Genomic DNA, 15,061 nt, shown 5'->3' on the forward strand with positions numbered 1-15,061 from the left:
TCCTTCCGCTCAGCGCCGGATGCGCTCCATCCCGGGGTCGACCAGCGGTTCCGCGGCCACCGTCGCGGAGACTCGCCTGCCGAAGTACTCGATCTCCACTGCGTCGCCGATCTCCACTGAGCCCGGCAGCCAGGCGTACGCGATCGGACGGCCGATGGTGTAGCCGTAGGCCGCGCTCGTGACGTATCCCGCCGGGATGCCGGCCACGAACACCGGTTCCTTGCCCAGCACGACAGTCCGGCCGTCGTCCACGGTGAGACAACGCAGCCGCCTAGCCGAGGTCTCTTCGCTGCGGCCGTCGATGGCCGCCCGCCCGGCGAACTCGCCCTTCGCCGGGCGCACCGCGAAGCCGATTCCGGCCTCGTACGGGTCGTGTTCGGTGGTCATGTCGGTGCCCCACAGCCGGTAGCCCTTCTCCAGCCGGAGGCTGTTGAACGCGCCGCGCCCGGCCGCGATGACGCCTAACGCTTGTCCGGCGCGCCACAGCGCGTCCCACAGGCGCTGGCCGTTGTCCGCGGACGTGTAGATCTCCCAGCCGAGTTCGCCCACATAGGACAGTCGCAGGATCGTCACCGGGACCCCGGCGATCCGGGCCCGGCGGCCGCGGAAGTACTTGAGGCCGGTGTGCGAAAGGTCTTCCGCGGACAGCGGTTGCACCAGGTCGCGGGCGAGCGGGCCCCACACGCCGACGCAGCAGGTGCCGCCGGTGGTGTCCTCCACCCGGACGCCTTCCGGGGCCCGGCTGCGCAGGTACGCGACGTCGATGTTGCCGTTGATGCCGACCTGGAACAGCTCCGGTTCCAGCCGGGCCACGGTGATGTCGCTGCGGACTCCCCCGGCGTCGTCGAGCATCAGCGTGTACGTCACCGAGCCGACCGACTTCGCCAGCTGGTTCGTCGTGAGCCCCTGCAGGAACTCCAGCGAACCCGGTCCGCTGACCTCGACGCGCTTGAGCGGGGTCATGTCGTACATCGCGACGCGGTTTCGGGTGTGCCAGGCTTCGGCGGCCACGATCGGCGAGTGGAACTGCCCGGCCCAAGCATCGCGCGCGGGCGGAAGGAAGTCGTGCGGCAGGTCTTTCAGCAGCGACGCGTTGGCCTCGAACCAGTGTGGCCGTTCCCAGCCGCCCGCTTCCAGGAACACCGCGCCCAGCTCCCGCTGCCGCGCGTGGAACGGGCTGACCCGCAGGTCGCGCGGCGAAAGCCGGGGCTGCAGCGGGTGCAGGACGTCGTAGATCTCCACGAAGTTCTGTTGCGCGGTCTCGCGGATGTACTCCGGGGCGAGCTGGATGTCCTCGAACCGGTGCACGTCCAATTCGTGGAGGTCGGTCTCGGAGCGACCGTCCACAATAGATTCCGCCACCGCCTTCGCGATGCCCGCGGAATGCGTGACCCAGATGGCCTCGGCGATCCAGAATCCGCGCACGTCGGAGGATTCGCCGACCAGCGAGCCGCCGTCCGGGGTGAAGGAGAAGATGCCGTTGAAGCCCTCCTCCGCCTTGGTCTGGCCGAGCGCGGGCAGCAGGAGCTTGCTTTCCTCCCACGACGGCGCGAAATCGTCCTCGGTGAACGGCAGCATCGACGGCATCGCGGACGCCGTGACCTCGCCGGGTTCGGCGAACTTGTCCACCGGCATCGGGCGGTGCGCGTACGAGCCGATGCCGAGCCGGTCGCCGTGCTGGCGGAAGTAGAGGTCCTGGTCCTGGTGGCGCAGGATCGGCAGCGCCGGGTGCACCGGGTCGGCTCCGGCCAGTTCGGCGAGCTGGCCGGTCTTCGCGTACTGGTGCGCCAGCGGCAGCAGCGGCACGGTCATGCCGACCATCTCGCCGATCTCCCGGCCCCAGAATCCGGCGCAGGACACCACGATGTCGGCCGGGATCACGCCGTCCGCGGTTTCGACGCCGGTGACGTGGCCGTGGGCCTGCTGGATGCCGGTGACCCGGGTCGAGCCGACGAAGCGCGCGCCGCGAGAGGAAGCCCGTTTGATCAGCTCGTCCACCGCACGCGAGGCAACGGCGAGCCCGTCAGTCGGGACATACAGGGCGCCGAAGATCTGGTTCTGGTCCAGCATCGGCCAGCGGCGGACGCACTCGTCCGGGTCGATCAGCCGCGCCTCGACGCCCCACGACGTCGCCAAGCCGTGCTTGCGTTTCAGGTCCTCCCAGCGCGCCGCGGTGCTGGCCACCTCCATGCCGCCGACCTGCTCGAAGCAGCCGAGGTCGAGCAGTTTCGCGACGGTGTAGCCGGCGAATTCGGTCATCGCCTTCGACGGGTTGGTCTGGAACACCAGGCCCGGCGCGTGCGACGTCGAACCGCCGGTCAGCGGCAGCGGGCCCTGGTCGAGCACGGTGACGTCGGTCCAGCCGCGCAGGGTCAGCTCGTCGGCGAGGTTCGCGCCCACGATTCCGGCGCCGATGATCACGACACGGGTCATGAGAACTCCCTGGGATAGGTCAGCGGAAGACGACGGTCCGGGTGCCGTTGAGGAGGACGCGCCGCTCGCAGTGCCAGCGCACCGCGCGGGAAAGGGCGAGGGCTTCGGCGTCGCGGCCGACGGTCGCGAGCGCGCGCGGCGAGTGCGAGTGGTCCACTCGCTGCACTTCTTGCTCGATGATCGGGCCTTCGTCGAGTTCGGGGGTCACGTAGTGCGCGGTCGCGCCGACGTACTTCACGCCTCGGTCGTAGGCCTGCGCGTACGGTTTCGCGCCCTTGAAGCCAGGCAGGAACGAGTGGTGGATGTTGATCGCGCGGCCCTGCAGTTTCTGGCACAGCTCGTCCGAGAGGACCTGCATGTACCTGGCCAGCACGACGAGGTCGATGTCGTGCTCCCGCACCAGGTCCAGCAGCCGCTGTTCGGCCTCCGGCTTCGTCGCCGGGGTCACCGGGATGTGCACGAACGGCAGCCCGGCGGCCTCGGCCATCGGGCGCAGGTCCTCGTGATTCGACGCCACGAGCGCGATTTCCGCGCCGAGCGCGCCCGCGCGCCAGCGGAAGAGGAGGTCGTTGAGGCAGTGCCCGGCCTTCGACACCATCACCAGCAGCCGGTCCGGGGTGCGGTCGGAGAACCGGTACCGCATGGCGTAATCCCTCGCCACTAGGTCGAACTCGCGGGTCAGATCGTCCACAGTGGCCGGTCCGGCGCAGGTGAATTCGGTGCGCAGGAACAGCTCCCCGTGCACGTCGTCGTCGAACTGCTGGTGCTCGACGATGTCGCAGCCGTTGCCGACGAGGAACGTCGTCACGGCGTGCACGATCCCGGAGCGCTCGGGGCAGTGCAGGGTCAAGGTGAACTGGGTCAAGACTCCTCCTCTCGGTATTCCAGCGCCGCGTCGGCGAGCCAGGCGGCGAAATAAGGGGCGAACGACTGGCGCACGAGCACGGTGAACTCGTCCGCTTCCCGCACCAGCAAGACGATTCCGGTGCGGGCCAGCAACGTCTGCACGCAGGTGCCCGGCGGAGCGGCCTTCGGGTGGAGATCGATCGCGCAGCCGTGCGCCAGGACGTCGCGGGCCGCCGGTCCGCCGAGCTGCACGGTGGTGCGCTGCGCGGACACATCGGTGACAGCGCCGACGGTGATTGCTTCTCGCAGTGCCGCTTCGGTGCCTTCGGGAGCGCCGAGCACGAGGTACTCGTCGGGGCCGAGCCACAGGACGTCACCGATGCCGCTGGTGAACTGGCAGACGTCCGGCAGTTCGGTGCCGAGCACAACGGCCGCGGCGTCGTGGCCTTCGCGGATGCGGACGTTGAGCTGCGAGACGAACGGGCGTTCCTCAGCAAGCACGGCTGGGGCGCTGCTGGCAAGCAGGCCCGCGTGCTCCGCGAGCGGAGACAGGGTCTTAGCCGTCACGGCGGGTCCCCTCCTTGTCATAGAGCACGGATTCGGTCACTGTCACCGGCACGACCTCGTCGCCGACCGGGACGTACAGCGTCTCGCCGATCCGCTCCCGGCCGGAGCGGACGACCGCGAGCGCGAAGGTGCGGTCCAGCGCGGCGCTCGGGTAGCTGGAGGTGACGTGGCCGAGCATGCGCACCGGCGGGCACGGGACGTGCGCGGTCTCGATGACCTGCGCGCCCTCCGGCAGCAGCACGGTGGGATCCACCGGCAACAGGCCGACGAACTGTTTCCGGTCCGGGCGCAGGTTCTCCGCCCGGGAGAAGGACCGTTTGCCGAGGAAGTCGGCCTTCTTCTTGGACACCGCCCAGCTCATGCCGAGGTCGTGGGGGGTGACCGTGCCGTCGGTGTCCTGGCCGATGATCGGGTAGCCCTTCTCGGCACGCAGGACGTGCATGGTTTCGGTGCCGTACGGCGTGATTCCCCGCTCCGCCAAGGCTTCCCAGAGCGCCAGGCCGTACCAGGACGGCACGTTGATCTCGTACGCCAGCTCGCCGGAGAAGCTGATCCGGCACACCCGCGCGGCGATCCCGGCCACTTCGGCGTCGCGCCAGGCCATGAAACCGAACGCGTCGTTGCTGACGTCCAGCTCCGGCGCGAGCCCGGCCAGGATCTCGCGCGACCGCGGGCCGACGAGCGCCACGGTGGCCCAGTGCTCGGTGACCGAGGTGGCGAACACGCGCAGGTGCGGCCACTCGGTTTGCAGCCACTCCTCCATCCAGTCCAGCACCATCGCGGCGTTGCCGGTGGTCGTGGTGACGAGGAAGCGCTCCTCGGCCACCCGGATGACGGTGCCGTCGTCGATGACCATGCCGTCGACGCCGCACATCACGCCGTAGCGGATCCGGCCGACCTTGAGCGTGCTCATCAAATTCGTGTAGAGCAGGTCGAGGAATTCGGCGGCGTCCGGGCCTTGGACGTCGATCTTGCCGAGCGTGGAGCCGTCCATCATCGCCACGTCGGTGCGGGCGGCAAGGCACTCCCGCCGTACGGCCGCGTGGAGATCCTCGCCGGGCTGCGGGTAGTACCGGGGGCGCTTCCACTGGCCGACGTTCTCGAACTCCGCGCCGTGTTCGACGTGCCAGGAGTGCAGTGCGGTGACGCGGACCGGGTCGTGCAGCTCGCCGCGGTTCCGACCGGCCAAGGCGGCGAAGGCGACCGGCGTGTACGGCGGCCGGTAGGTGGTCGGGCGGCGGTCCGCGAGGTCGACGCCGAGGGCTTCGGCGGTGAGGCCGGCGGCGAGCATGCCGGAGGTTTTGCCCTGGTCGTGTGCGGTGCCGATGGTGGTGTAGCGCTTGACATGCTCCAGCGAGGTGAGACCCGCGCCGGTCGCGCGGAGCACGTCGGAGACGGTGGCGTCGCGCTGCAGGTCCACGAATCGGGTGTCCACATCGGACTCCGGGCCGGGGATCTGCCATTCGACCGCGGGGGCCAGCTCGCGCGGTCGAGCGTCGGAGACCGGGAGCGGGATTTCCACTGGTGCTTTCCCGGCGGCGGCGCGGCCTTCTCGCACGCAACCGGCGAAGTCGAAGGTGCCGTTCGCGCTGCCCGCCACCCGTGCGGTCGGGAGTTCTCCGTCTGGGAGATACGCGCCGAGCGCGGGTTCGTAGCGCAAGGCGCCGCGCAGCTGGCTGAACAGGTGGACTGCGGGGGTCCAGCCGCCCGAGACCAGGAGCGTGTCGCACGGGACAAGTTCCCCGGCGGCTCGTACGCCGGTGACGCGCTCAGTGCCCTCGGTTCCGGTCACCGCGGCATCGGTGCGGACTTCGATCCCGCGTTCCGCACACGCCGCGGCCCAGTTTTCCGGTGCGGCTGGGCGGACGTCGACCACCAGCGGGACCGCCACGCCGGCGTCGGCGAGGTCGATCGCGGTGGCGTAGGCGGAGTCGTCCATGGTGAACACGACGGCGCGGCGGCCGGGCAGGACGACGTAGCGGTGCAGGTACGTCCGCGCGGCGCTGGCGAGGAGGATGCCTGGGCGGTCGTTGTCGGGGAACACGATCGGGCGTTCGTGCGCGCCGGTCGCGAGGACGATCTGCTGCGCGCGGATCCGCCAGACGCGCTGCCGGGCCGCACCGGAGGTCCGGTTTTGCACGGCCAGGACGAAACCGTCGTCGTAGGCGCCGAACGCAGTGGTCCGGTCGAGCACGTGCACGTCCGGGGTCGCGCGCAGTTCATCGGCGATCGCGCGGGCCCACTCGACGGCGGGCTTGAGGTCCACATACTCGTTCGAGCCGAGCAGCGAACCGCCGGGCTCGGGCTGGTCGTCCACCAGCACCACGCGGGCTCCTGCCTGCGCGGCGGTGCGAGCGGCGACCAGACCGGCCGGTCCCGCGCCGATCACCAGCACGTCGCAGTGCAGGTGCTTCGCGTCGTACCGAGCCGGATCCGGTTCGGTCGCCAACCGGCCTTGCCCGGAGAGACTGCGCGCGACCAGGCCGTCGAACAGCTCGACGGTGGTGGCGGTCCGCATCGGCTCGGGGAACGGCTTTTCCAGCTGCACCACCGCGTTCGGCTCTTCGACGCCCGCCGCCATGATGCCGCGCGGGCGGCCGAGCTTGACGCTCCTCGCCACCTGGTGCACGCCGTTGGCGAGCAGTGCGGACGCGAGCGTGTCGCCCGGGTGCCCGGTGAGGACCCGGCCGTCGAAGGTGAACTGGAGCAGGGTGTCGCGGTCGACGTGGCCGCCGCTGGGGAGGCGGAAGGTCATGGGATCACCGGCCGGGGTTCGTCGAGGCGGTAGACCGCCGCGAGTTCGTGGGTGCGGGTGTCGCGGACGGCGTTGAACCAGCGGCGGCAGCCCGCGCTGTGCGTCCAGCGCTCGGCGAGCGGACCGCTCGGGTTGGCGCGGAAGAACACGTACTTCGCCCATTCCTCATCGGACAGCGCTGCCGGCTCCTGCGGGTACGCGACGTGGGCTTGGCCGCCGTAGTGAAATTCGGTCTCCTCGCGGGGACCGCACCAGGGGCAGGGAATCAGCTGCACAGTGGCTCCTAATGCGCGACGGCAGCGGCGCCGTGCTCGTCGACGAGCGCGCCGGTGGTGAACCGGTCGAGGGTGAAGGGTTCGGCGTAGGGGTGCGGCTTGCCCTTCGCGACGGTGTGCGCGAAGCAGTCGCCGACGCCCGGCGTGGCCTTGAATCCGCCGGTCCCCCAGCCGCAGTTGAGGTAGAGGTTCTCCACCGGGGTCAGCCCGACGATCGGCGAGGCGTCCGGGGTCACGTCGACGATGCCCGCCCAGGTCCGCAGCAGGTGCGCCCGCGCGAACACCGGGAACAGCTCCAGCGCGGCGGCCATCTGGTTCTCGATGATGTGGAACGCGCCGCGCTGGCCGTAGCCGGCGTAGGAGTCGATGCCCGCGCCCATCACGAGTTCTCCCTTGTGCGCCTGGGAAACATAGACGTGCACGGCGTTCGACATCACCACCGTCGGGTGCACCGGTTCGAGCAGTTCCGACACGAGCGCCTGCAGCGGATGCGACACCAGCGGCAGGTCGATCCCGGCCATCTTCGCCAGCACCGAGCTGTGCCCGGCCGCGCACAACGCGACCTTCCCTGCGGCGATCCGGCCCCGGCTGGTTTCGACCGCGACCACCTTGCCGTCGCGCGTCTCGATGCCGGTGACCGCGCAGTTCTGGATGAGATCGACGCCCATCTCGGCGGCCGCGCGAGCGAAACCCCAAGCCACGTAATCGTGTTTGGCGATTCCGGCGCGCGGCTGGTAGGTCGCGCCGAGCACCGGGTAGCGGACGTCCGGCGAGGTGTTGACGATCGGGCAGAGTTCCTTGACCCCGTCCGCGTCGACCCATTCCGCGTCGATCCCGTTGAGCCGGTTGGCGTTCACGCGGCGCACGCTGTCGCGGACGTCCTGCAGGCTGTGCGCGAGGTTGAGCACGCCGCGCTGGCTGAACAGGATCGGGTAGCTGAGGTCTTCCTCCAGGCCCTCCCACAGCTTCAGCGAGTGCTCGTAGATGCCGGAGCTTTCGTCCCACAGGTAGTTGGACCGGATGATCGTCGTGTTGCGGGCCATGTTCCCGCCGGCGAGCCAGCCCTTCTCCAGCACCGCTACGTTCGTGATGCCGTGCACCTTGGCGAGGTAGTAGGCGGTCGCGAGGCCGTGTCCGCCGCCGCCCACCACGACGACGTCGTACGCGCGCCGCGGCTCCGGGTCCCGCCACAGGAAATCCGGGTGCTCCGGAAGATCCGCGCCCGGGGAACGCGGCTGGTCCGTCGTGGTCATTCCCGCTGGCCTCCCGTATCGGGCAACTGGTCGACTACTGATATATCAATCTTCGCTGTAGAGTAAGGCGGGTGAGCAACCCGGTCAACCACGTCATCCCGGCCACCGCCCCGTCGCTGGCCGAACGCGCCTACGAGTTCCTGCGCGACCGCCTCGTCATGCTCGACATCAAGCCGGGCGACCCGATCAACGAGGAATGGGCGGGCGGCGTGCTCGAAATGGGCCGCACGCCGATCCGCGAAGCGCTCAAACGACTCGAGACCGAACGCCTGGTGGTCGCGTACCCGCGCCGCGGCACGTTCGCCACCGACGTGAACATCTTCGACCTCGCGCACATCTCCGAGGTCCGGCGCACCCTCGAACCGGCGGCCGCCGCGTCCGCCGCCACGCGCGCGACCGACGCGGATCGCGCGCGGCTGGCGCAGCTGCGCGATCAGCTGGATTCGGCCGCACAGAAGGAAAACGCCGACCTCCTGCGCATCGACCTCGAGCTTCACCGCGCGATCTACCAGTGCGTGCACAATCCGTTCCTCGAGGACACTCTGATCCATTACGACAACCTCGCGACCCGGATCTGGTGCGTGTTCCTTCCCCGGCTGCGCGGGATGGCCGGACACGTGGACGAGCATTCGCCGTTGCTGACGGCGATCGTGGAGGGGGACGCCGACAAGGCGTCGGAGCTGACGCTCGACCACGTGACCGGCTTCGAGAAAGCGATCCGCGCGCTGATCTAGTCCCCGGCCTTCGCCCGCACCCACTCGTGGAATTCGCCGATGTGGTGCTCGCTCGGCACCAGGACGCCGCCGCGGGCGTAGGCGCGGGATCCCATCGCCTGCTGACACCGTTCGCACGCCTCGAAATCCTGCTGGTTCACCCGGTGGAACAGCTCCACCGAACGGTCGAGGTCCGCGCCGGAGTCGACCACCTCGGGCAGATACAGCCAGTCGCAGCGGACCAGGGTGCGGTCCGGGGCCAGCGGGAACATCCGGTGCACGATCACGTGGTCCGGCACCAGGTTCACGAACACCTGCGGCCGGATCGTGATCGCGTAGTACCGCCGGTCCTGGTGCTCGCCGACGCCCGGCAGCCGCTGCAGGCCGTCGCCGCCGTCCACCGTGAACCCGGTGACGTCCGACCCGAATTCCGCGCCGTGGCCGACGAAATACTGCGCGGCGTACCCGTCCGCGAACTCCGGGAGCACCTCGGTGAGCTCCGGATGGATCGTCGCGCAGTGGTAGCACTCCATGAAGTTCTCGATGATCTGCTTCCAGTTCGCGCGCACGTCGTACTCGATGCGCCGGCCCAGCGACAGATTCTCGATGCCGTACGCCTCGATTTCGCCCGGCCCGCCGAGGCGTTCGCTCACGTCGGCCTGCACAGTGTCCGCAAAGGACGGTGCGTCCTCGGCGAGGCAAACCCAGGCGTAGCCGAGCCATTCGCGCAAATGCACCTTCGTCAGGCCGTACTCGACGCGGTCGACGTCCGGCATTCCGGTCAGATTCGGTGCTGCGACAAGCTTTCCGTCCAGGCCGTAGGTCCAGGCGTGGTACATGCACTGGAAAGCGCGCTTCACCGAACCCTTCTCGTCGGTGCACAGCCGCGCGCCGCGATGGCGGCACACGTTCAGGAACGCGCGCAAGGCCCCGTCGCGGCCGCGCGCGATCAGCACGCTTTCGCGGCCGACCTGCACGGTCTCGAACGAGCCGGGCGACGGCAGGTCGGCGCTGCGCACCGCGCAGAACCAGCCCGTTTCGAAGATCCGCTCCTGCTCCCGGGCGAAGATCGCCGGGTCGGTGTAGTGCGGCCCGGGCAGAGTCGGCAGCAGGCTCTGCGGGAGGTCGATAGCGGTCACCGGCAGGGCTCCTCTCGAACACACTCGATGTTGCGTATTACGCGTCTGGTTGCCCTCTACGGAACAAGATGAGGCTCGGCCGGGGCGCTGTCAAGCACCCTTCCCGGTGCCGCACCGTGCGCCGGAACCGCCTTCGACCACGGCTTTCACCCGGAACGGCGCTCCGCAAAACTCCACCCCGGAACCTCTTGACGGCACCCCTCCGGCGCGCTCAAACTCTGTTGCGTATCACGTCGGGTGTTCCTCAATACGCAACAATCCCCAGCTTCGGAGGAATCAATGCTGCGCGCGTGCTCAGTGGACGAACTGCCCCCGGGCGAGTCCGTCCGGATCGCGGGGCCCGAGCCCATCGCCGTCTTCAACGCCGACGGCGAGTTGTACGCGATCGGGGACACCTGCACTCACCAGGACGCGTCGCTCGCCGACGGCTGGCTCGAAGGCTGCTTCGTGGAGTGCCCGCTGCACGCGGCGCTCTTCGACCTGCGCACCGGCCTGCCGTCGTGCCTGCCCGCGAAGCAGCCGGTGCGCACGTACCAGGTGCAGGTCGACGAGGGCGTGATCTACGTGCTCGCCGACGCCGCCGAGGACGCTGCGTGAAAACGGTCGCGATCGTCGGTGCCTCGCTCGCCGGTGCCCGCGCCGCGCAGGAGCTGCGCGCACAGGGGTTCGACGGTCGCGTGGTGCTCATCGGCGAAGAGCCGCATCTCCCCTACGACCGGCCGCCGCTGTCGAAGACCTTCCTCACCGGAACCGCGTCGCGTGAGTCGCTGGATTTGCTCGACGCCGACGACCTCGCGTCCTTGGACGTCCGGCTCGGCACCCGCGCGGAACGGCTCGACCCGTCGACCGGCCGCCTCGTCCTCTCCGATGGCGAACTCGAAGCCGACGGCGTCGTCCTGGCGACCGGTGGGCGCGCTCGGGCCTTGCCGGGAACGGAATCCGTTGCCGGAGTTCATGTTCTGCGCACCTTGGACGACGCTCTCGCCCTCCGCGAGGAGCTGGTCACCGGTGCCCGGGTCGTGATCGTCGGCGGCGGATTCATCGGGGCCGAGGTCGCTTCGACCTGCCGCGGCTTGGGCCTGGACGTCACGGTGCTGGAGGCATTGCCGACGCCCATGGCGCGCGTGCTCGGCCCCGAGCTCGGCTCGATCTGCGCGCGCCTGCACGGCCGGAACGGGGCCACGCTCCGCTGCGGCGCTTCGGTCGCCGGGCTGTCCACGACCTCCGGCCGGGTCACCGGGGTACAGCTGGAGAGCGGCGAGACTCTGCCCGCCGACGTCGTTGTCGCCGGGATCGGGATGAGCCCCGCAGTCGGCTGGCTGGACGGCTCGGGGCTAGAGATCGGCAACGGCGTGCGCACCAACGCCGGCCTGGTCACTTCACTGCCGAACGTGGTCGCGGCGGGCGACGTCGCGGCGTACGGACCGGCGGGCCTCCGGCACGAGCATTGGACGAACGCCACCGAACAGGCTTCGGTCGCGGTCGCCAACCTGCTGGCCGGACAGGTGGTCCGGGAGTACGAGCCGAGCGGCTACGTCTGGTCCGATCAGTACGCGGGGACGCTCCAGCTCGCCGGGCATCCTTCCCCCGGCGACGAGGTGCGCTTCGCCGACGGCGGCCCGGACGACGAGTCCTTCCTCGCCACCTACCACCGCGACGGCCAGACGGTGGCCGTGTTCGGGTTCAACAACCCGAAGGGGTTCGGCCGCCTGCGCCGGCAAGCGCTGCGGCGGCCGATGCCCGTCGGGTGACTACCGCACGACCTGGACCACGTCGCCCGGCTGCAGCGTGTTGAAGAACGCCACCGCGTCCGCGTGCGACAAATGCACGCAGCCGTGCGACTGGACCTTCAGGCTGCCCTGATGGAACGCCACTCCGGTGTTGGTGAAGAAGACCGAGTACGGCATCGGGCCGTGGAACTGCTTGCTGTAGTGGTGAAGATCCTTGTACTGCACGCGGAACGTGCCGACCGGCGTGGGGTACGCGGGCTTGCCGACGGTCACGCGCACGCCGCCGCGGGTGACCTTGCCGTTGTTCATCAGCCACGCCGTGTTCGCCGACAGCTTCAGGCACGCTTTCGCCTGCGCGCCGCACGGCGGTCCCGCCGCCTCCGCGGTCGCCGCGAATCCGATCGTTGCCGCCATCGCCGCGATACTGGCCAGCATTGCCGTGAGTTTCCGGTTCATCCTGTGCCTCCCCGAGACGGTCGTACTCTGGATCTTTCCCAGAGAGGGCGGAGTTAAACCAAAAGTGCGCCCATGTGGGTGATCCCTAACGAGACCGCCAGGACAGCGGCGACGTCGCCAGCGCGGCTTCGGCGACGCGCCGGGCGGTTTCGGTGAACAGCCCGGCCTGCGCCGACGCGAGCCATTCGTCCACTGTGGAGACTCCGGTCGCCCGGTATTCGAGGGCCTGGAAAAGCATTTCGAGTTTGTCGGCATCCTTCGCGCAACGCGCCTCGGGCGACTCGCGAGTTTCGTACTCGTCTACCGCCGCCTGCACGGTTTCCGCCGACGCACGCGGCAATCCGGCGGTCTGGTCCGCCGTGATAGCCCGGGGCTCCGGCTTCGCCAGATACGGCGCGGCGGTGTGCGGCAGGTCGCCGGTGCGGGTCTCCTGGGTGTCGTGCCAGAGCGCGAGGTACGCCGCGCGCTCGGGAACCGCGCCTTCCTCGGCGGCGAGCAGCGCGGCCAGCTGCGCCGCGCGGAGGCTGTGCTCGGCCACCGACTCGGGGTCGCGCACTCCCGCCTGCCACCAGCCCGCACGGCGGACGCGCTTGAGCACCCCCAGCTCGAACCCGAACGCGGCCAAGGCTTCGGCGTCCATCCCGCGATTCCTTTCCCCTGCCGATCTGCCAGCCGGAGCCTACGGGGCGTGGCATGCTGCCCGGACACCCGCTTCTTCGGCAGGAGGCCCCGCGTGAGCACTGTGCTGGTCGAGCACGACGGTCCGGTCACCACCATCGGCATCAACCGGCCGGAGCGGCGCAACGCCGTCGACCGCGCCACCGCCGAGGCACTGGCCGACGCCTTCCGGGAATTCGACGCTTCGGACGCCTCGGTCGCGGTGCTGTACGGCGTGGGCGGGACGTTCTGCGCGGGCGCGGACCTCAAGGCAGTGAGCGAAGGACGCGGCAACCGCACCGAGCCGGACGGCGACGGCCCGATGGGACCGACGCGCCTGCGGTTGCGCAAGCCGGTGCTCGCCGCCGTGTCCGGACACGCTGTCGCGGGCGGACTGGAACTGGCGATCTGGGCCGACCTCCGGATCGCGGAGGAGACCGCGGTGTTCGGCGTCTTCTGCCGGCGCTGGGGCGTTCCGCTCATCGACGGCGGCACGGTCCGGCTGCCGCGGCTGATCGGGCGCAGCCACGCGATGGACCTCGTGCTGACCGGACGTCCGGTCGGCGCGGAAGAGGCGCACCGGATCGGATTGGCGAATCGCGTCGTGCCTTCCGGGCAGGCATTGCCCGCCGCCATCGCATTGGCCCGGGAAATCGCGGCCTTTCCGCAAACGTGCCTGCGGGAGGACCGGGCGGCATTGCTGGAAGGCGAGTCTCTGACCGAGGAATCCGCATGGGAAAACGAATTCCGGCACGGGATTCAGTCATTGAATGCGGATACTCTTGCGGGTGCCGCGCGCTTCGCCGAAGGGGCGGGCAGGCACGGGTCGTTCGGGAACTAGTCGCGTCCGATTACCGTTGCACAGCAAGGCATGTACTCGCGTCCAAGCACGCGCGGACGACAGGCGGACATAGCAGGCATACCGCGCGATGCCGCCTTTTCGGCCCAGTCGCGCGGTTTTTCCGGACTAGGCCGAACGAGTGAAACCGCACGCGAATCCCTTTCGGTTTTTTCCGCGCCGGTCACCATTACCTGCGACGACCGTTTATTATCGCGGCCACATTCGGCGCTAGCCCGATCGAGCGAACGAAAAATTCGCTAAACGCACGTAGCGCCCAGGCCCTCGGCATCGATACAGATACACGAGGCCGGGCGCCGAAGCGCGCTCGCACGGCCGTCCGCACCGCCCGCCTCGACCACAACAGAACCCCGCCCCCCGACCCGTCGCCGGCAGGCTCTCCGCCGGCGGACGCCGACCGCCCGGCCTGACGAGGCCGGGCAATCGGCGCTTGCCGCCGCCGGAGAGCCTGCCGTGCCCCGTGCTCCCCTCCCCCCGCCGAGCACAAGACAAGAACCGAGGTTCTTCCATGACGTCGAACATCGAGCGTTCCAGCTCCTCGCCGTCGGACGACACCGCCTCCCGCCCGGCCGCCGGGCCCTGCTGCCGACTCCGGGTCGCCAGCCGCGGCGCCTGCGGGGAAAGACCGCGGCCGCGGAAGCTGTCCATCGTCATCCCCGCGCTGAACGAGCGGGTCAACATGCCCCGGGTGCTGGCCACGATCCCGCGCTCCGGGCTCGCTTCCCTCGGCTACGAGATCGAGGTGATCGTGGTCGACAACGCCTCGACCGACGGGACCGGCGAGGTGGCCGCCGCCCTCGGCGCGCGGGTGATCCTGCAGCCGCTGCGCGGGTACGGGCACGCCTATCACGCCGGTTTCGCCGCCGCGACCGGCGACGTGATCGCGACCGGCGACGCGGACTGCACCTACCCGTTCGACCACCTGCCCGGGCTGCTGTGCACGATGGCCGACCGGCAGCTCGATTTCCTGTCCACCAACCGGCTCGGCCACGAGAACCGGGAGGCGATGAAGCCCTCGCACCGGATCGGCAACCGGGTGCTGACCCTGATCAGCCGGCTCTTCTTCCGTTCGCCGTTCCGCGATTCGCAGTCCGGGATGTGGGTGTTCCGCCGGCACGTGTGGCAGCACCTCGACATCCGGTCCGGCGGGATGCCGTTCTCGCAGGAGATCAAGAACGACGCGTACGTCCGCGGCTTCCGCTGCGGCGAAACGCCGATCGAGTACCGGATCCGCGGCGGCGAAGTGAAACTGCACGCCGTGCGCGACGGCCTGCGCAACCTTTCGCAGCTGGCCGTCCACCGGGCGCGCACCGTCCGCGGGCCCGCGACCGTGCTCTGCGCCGGCGAAGCCGAGTGCGTCCTGGCGATGGCGGACTGA

At 69.8% G+C, this 15,061-nt stretch carries 14 protein-coding genes; 5 read left to right on the forward strand and 9 right to left on the reverse strand.

The annotated features are described in order from the left end of the window. Nucleotides 1-9: 9 nt before the first annotated feature. Genes ACFXI3_RS02670 through ACFXI3_RS02695 form a run of 6 tightly spaced genes read right to left on the reverse strand, consistent with a single transcriptional unit; the run spans nucleotide 10 to nucleotide 8,129 of the window. Nucleotides 10-2,433 (reverse strand): FAD-dependent oxidoreductase, encoded by a 2,424-nt coding sequence (locus tag ACFXI3_RS02670; RefSeq protein ID WP_378397612.1) that lies wholly within the window; start codon nucleotides 2,431-2,433, stop codon nucleotides 10-12. A 19-nt stretch (nucleotides 2,434-2,452) separates the two neighbouring features. Next, complete coding sequence (gene purU / locus ACFXI3_RS02675; RefSeq protein ID WP_378397614.1) at nucleotides 2,453-3,298, reverse strand: formyltetrahydrofolate deformylase; 846 nt, start codon at nucleotides 3,296-3,298, stop codon at nucleotides 2,453-2,455. Continuing rightward, nucleotides 3,295-3,846, reverse strand: a complete 552-nt coding sequence (locus ACFXI3_RS02680; RefSeq protein ID WP_378397616.1) for a sarcosine oxidase subunit gamma — start codon at nucleotides 3,844-3,846, stop codon at nucleotides 3,295-3,297. Before ACFXI3_RS02680 ends, purU begins: the two co-directional genes overlap by 4 nt. After that, on the reverse strand, nucleotides 3,836-6,601 hold the full coding sequence (locus ACFXI3_RS02685) for a 2Fe-2S iron-sulfur cluster-binding protein (RefSeq protein ID WP_378397618.1): 2,766 nt from the start codon (nucleotides 6,599-6,601) through the stop codon (nucleotides 3,836-3,838). The genes ACFXI3_RS02680 and ACFXI3_RS02685 overlap by 11 nt, the downstream gene beginning before the upstream one ends. After that, entirely contained in the window at nucleotides 6,598-6,876 is a 279-nt protein-coding gene (locus tag ACFXI3_RS02690) for a sarcosine oxidase subunit delta (protein ID WP_037814329.1), read from the reverse strand. The genes ACFXI3_RS02685 and ACFXI3_RS02690 overlap by 4 nt, the downstream gene beginning before the upstream one ends. An 8-nt stretch (nucleotides 6,877-6,884) precedes the next feature. After that, entirely contained in the window at nucleotides 6,885-8,129 is a 1,245-nt protein-coding gene (locus ACFXI3_RS02695; protein ID WP_378397619.1) for a sarcosine oxidase subunit beta family protein, read from the reverse strand. A 71-nt stretch (nucleotides 8,130-8,200) separates the two neighbouring features. On the opposite strand from ACFXI3_RS02695, the gene ACFXI3_RS02700 reads away from it, so the two are divergent. Beyond that, a complete protein-coding gene (locus tag ACFXI3_RS02700) occupies nucleotides 8,201-8,863 on the forward strand; it encodes a GntR family transcriptional regulator (RefSeq protein WP_378397621.1) in 663 nt (220 codons plus the stop codon). Here ACFXI3_RS02700 and ACFXI3_RS02705 read toward each other — a convergent pair. Continuing rightward, nucleotides 8,860-9,981 carry an aromatic ring-hydroxylating dioxygenase subunit alpha gene (locus ACFXI3_RS02705; RefSeq protein WP_378397622.1) on the reverse strand — a complete coding sequence of 374 codons (1,122 nt, stop codon included), beginning with the start codon at nucleotides 9,979-9,981 and terminating at the stop codon, nucleotides 8,860-8,862. The genes ACFXI3_RS02700 and ACFXI3_RS02705 overlap by 4 nt on opposite strands. Before the next feature lie 279 nt (nucleotides 9,982-10,260). On the opposite strand from ACFXI3_RS02705, the gene ACFXI3_RS02710 reads away from it, so the two are divergent. Together ACFXI3_RS02710 and ACFXI3_RS02715 are read left to right on the forward strand one after the other, a co-directional pair. Next, the gene (locus tag ACFXI3_RS02710) at nucleotides 10,261-10,578 is read left to right on the forward strand and encodes a bifunctional 3-phenylpropionate/cinnamic acid dioxygenase ferredoxin subunit (RefSeq protein ID WP_344273947.1); all 318 of its coding nucleotides are present in this window, start codon (nucleotides 10,261-10,263) and stop codon (nucleotides 10,576-10,578) included. Next, the gene (locus ACFXI3_RS02715) at nucleotides 10,575-11,732 is read left to right on the forward strand and encodes an NAD(P)/FAD-dependent oxidoreductase (protein WP_378397623.1); all 1,158 of its coding nucleotides are present in this window, start codon (nucleotides 10,575-10,577) and stop codon (nucleotides 11,730-11,732) included. Before ACFXI3_RS02710 ends, ACFXI3_RS02715 begins: the two co-directional genes overlap by 4 nt. Here ACFXI3_RS02715 and ACFXI3_RS02720 read toward each other — a convergent pair whose 3' ends face one another. Both ACFXI3_RS02720 and ACFXI3_RS02725 read right to left on the reverse strand, forming a co-directional pair. Next, on the reverse strand, nucleotides 11,733-12,167 hold the full coding sequence (locus tag ACFXI3_RS02720; RefSeq protein WP_344273940.1) for a L,D-transpeptidase: 435 nt from the start codon (nucleotides 12,165-12,167) through the stop codon (nucleotides 11,733-11,735). Between the two features lie 85 nt (nucleotides 12,168-12,252). Next, a complete protein-coding gene (locus ACFXI3_RS02725; RefSeq protein WP_378397624.1) occupies nucleotides 12,253-12,807 on the reverse strand; it encodes an HD family hydrolase in 555 nt (184 codons plus the stop codon). Nucleotides 12,808-12,900: 93 nt separating this feature from the next. Here ACFXI3_RS02725 and ACFXI3_RS02730 point away from each other — a divergent pair, with 93 nt between their 5' ends. Next, a complete protein-coding gene (locus ACFXI3_RS02730; protein ID WP_344273935.1) occupies nucleotides 12,901-13,665 on the forward strand; it encodes a crotonase/enoyl-CoA hydratase family protein in 765 nt (254 codons plus the stop codon). 526 nt (nucleotides 13,666-14,191) lie between these two features. Beyond that, a complete protein-coding gene (locus tag ACFXI3_RS02735) occupies nucleotides 14,192-15,061 on the forward strand; it encodes a glycosyltransferase family 2 protein (RefSeq protein ID WP_344273932.1) in 870 nt (289 codons plus the stop codon).

The organism is Amycolatopsis sp. NPDC059235 (assembly GCF_042754125.1).
In the GTDB taxonomy this organism is placed as follows: Bacteria; Actinomycetota; Actinomycetes; order Mycobacteriales; family Pseudonocardiaceae; genus Amycolatopsis; species Amycolatopsis albidoflava.